Source organism: Nocardioides sp. (genome assembly GCF_031422975.1).
Lineage (GTDB): Bacteria > Actinomycetota > Actinomycetes > Propionibacteriales > Nocardioidaceae > Nocardioides.
The window spans coordinates 1-1,872 of sequence record NZ_JANPEO010000338.1 but is presented as its reverse complement, the minus strand read 5'-3'; the positions used below and the strand labels follow the sequence as shown (position 1 = coordinate 1,872).

General features: G+C 70.9%; 2 protein-coding genes. Both read left to right on the top strand.

What is annotated here, in order from left to right:
- Positions 1-231 precede the first annotated feature (231 nt).
- Positions 232-1,041, top strand: coding sequence for an IclR family transcriptional regulator (locus RMO85_RS10255; protein ID WP_310528627.1), 810 nt, complete (start codon positions 232-234; stop codon positions 1,039-1,041).
- Between the two features lie 117 nt (positions 1,042-1,158).
- On the top strand, positions 1,159-1,872 hold a 714-nt coding region (locus RMO85_RS10250), incomplete at its 3' end, for an aldehyde dehydrogenase family protein (protein WP_310528626.1).

Below are 1,872 nucleotides of genomic sequence, written 5' to 3'. Positions count from 1 at the left end.
CACGATGTTGCCGCCGCGCACCACGAGGAAGCCGGAGACGGCGTGGACGATGCCGGGGCGGTCGGGGCAGGACAAGATCAGCACGAAGGCGCCGGCGGCCGGGCCGGGCGTGACGGAGGCGGTGGACGCCTGCACCATGGGTGTCTCCTCGAGGATTGATGTCGGCCACGGTGTTGCGCTCGACGAAACGCAGTCTGCGATACGCAACACGCTGTGCGCTAGTCTCGCGCCATGAGCAAGGCCTTCGGGGTCGTCGGCGCAATGCCTGACACGCCCGCGCCGATCACCGGCCAGGGCGTCCAGTCGGTCGACCGGGCGCTGGGCATCCTCGAGGTGCTGGCCCGGACCGGCGAGGCCGGCGTCACGGAGATCGCGGTCGAGCTCGGCGTCCACAAGAGCACGGCCTTCCGCCTGGTCGCGACGCTGGAGGCGCATCGCCTCGTCGAGCAGACCGTCGACCGCGGCCGCTACCGCCTCGGTGTCGGGATCCTGCGGCTCGCGGGTGCGACCACGGCGCGGCTCGACCTGGTGCAGGAGGCGCGTCCCATCTGCCGCAAGCTCGCGGCAGACACCGGGGAGACCGTCAACATCGCGGTGCTCTCGGAGAGCTCGGCGCTCTACCTCGACCAGGTCGCCGGCTCGTCGGCGCTCCAACCACACAACTGGGTCGGCCAGCACATCCCGCTGCACGCCACCAGCAACGGCAAGGTGCTGCTGAGCGGTCTCGACGAGGCGCAGCTCGACATCTTGCTCGGCAAGCTGGCGACGTACACGCCCCACACCATCACCAGGCGCGGCCCGCTCCGCGAGGAGCTCGACCGCGTCCGCCAGCAGGGTTACGCCCTGGCCATCGACGAGCTCGAGGTCGGGCTGACGGCGGTGGCAGCGCCGATCCGCAACGCGCACGGCGACGTGGTGGCGTCGATGAGCGTCTCCGGGCCGTCCTTCCGGCTGACCCCGGATCGGGTCGAGAGCGTGGTGGCGCTCGTGACCGAGGCCGCCGTCGAGGTCTCACATCGGCTCGGATGGGGTCACCGCTAGGTCACACTGCAGCGTCCGCCCTTGACGAGCGGGGGTTGCCACAGCATCGTAGGAGGGTATGGCTGGTTGCGCTCGGAGCATCCGGTTGCGACATGCGCAACAAATACTTTGCCGAGGGTGGGTTTGCCGGTGCCGGATCTCTACATCGACGGGTCGTGGACGACCGCGCGGACCGGTGAGCGCCGGGAGATCCGCTGCCCGGCCGACGGCACGCTCGTCGCTGAGGTCGACGAGGCCGGCGTCGAGGACACCGGGGCGGCGATCGAGGCGGCGCACCGCGCCTTCCACGACGGCACCTGGTCGGCCACCTCGAGCCGCGAGCGGGGCGACCTGCTGCTGAGGGTCGCCGACCTGCTGGAGCGTGACACCGACGCAATCGCGCGGATGGAGTCCCTCGACACCGGCAAGCGGCTGGTCGAGAGCGAGTACGACGTCGCGGACGTCGTGTCGGTCTTCCGGCACTACGGCCGCGTCGCCGCCGAGGAGTCCGGACGGGTGGTGGACACCGGCAACGCCGACGTGGTCAGCCGGGTGGTCCACGAACCCGTCGGCGTGTGCGGGCTCGTCACCCCGTGGAACTACCCCCTGCTCCAGGCGAGCTGGAAGGTGGCCCCCTGCCTGCTCGCCGGCAACACCTTCGTCCTCAAGCCCAGCGAGCTCACACCCCATTCGGCGATTCACCTGATGCGACTGCTCGAGGAGGCTGGCCTGCCGGCAGGGGTGGGCAACCTCGTGCTCGGTGCGGGCGCGTCGGCGGGCGCACCGCTGTCGGTGGACCCGCGCGTCGACATGGTGTCCTTCACCGGCGGCCTCGAGACCGGTCGGCGGATC

Bases quoted from the DNA above. Each gene is read 5' to 3' on its own strand.
- RMO85_RS10255 (WP_310528627.1), top strand. From the start codon at position 232: ATGAGCAAGGCCTTCGGGGTCGTCGGCGCAATGCCTGACACGCCCGCG.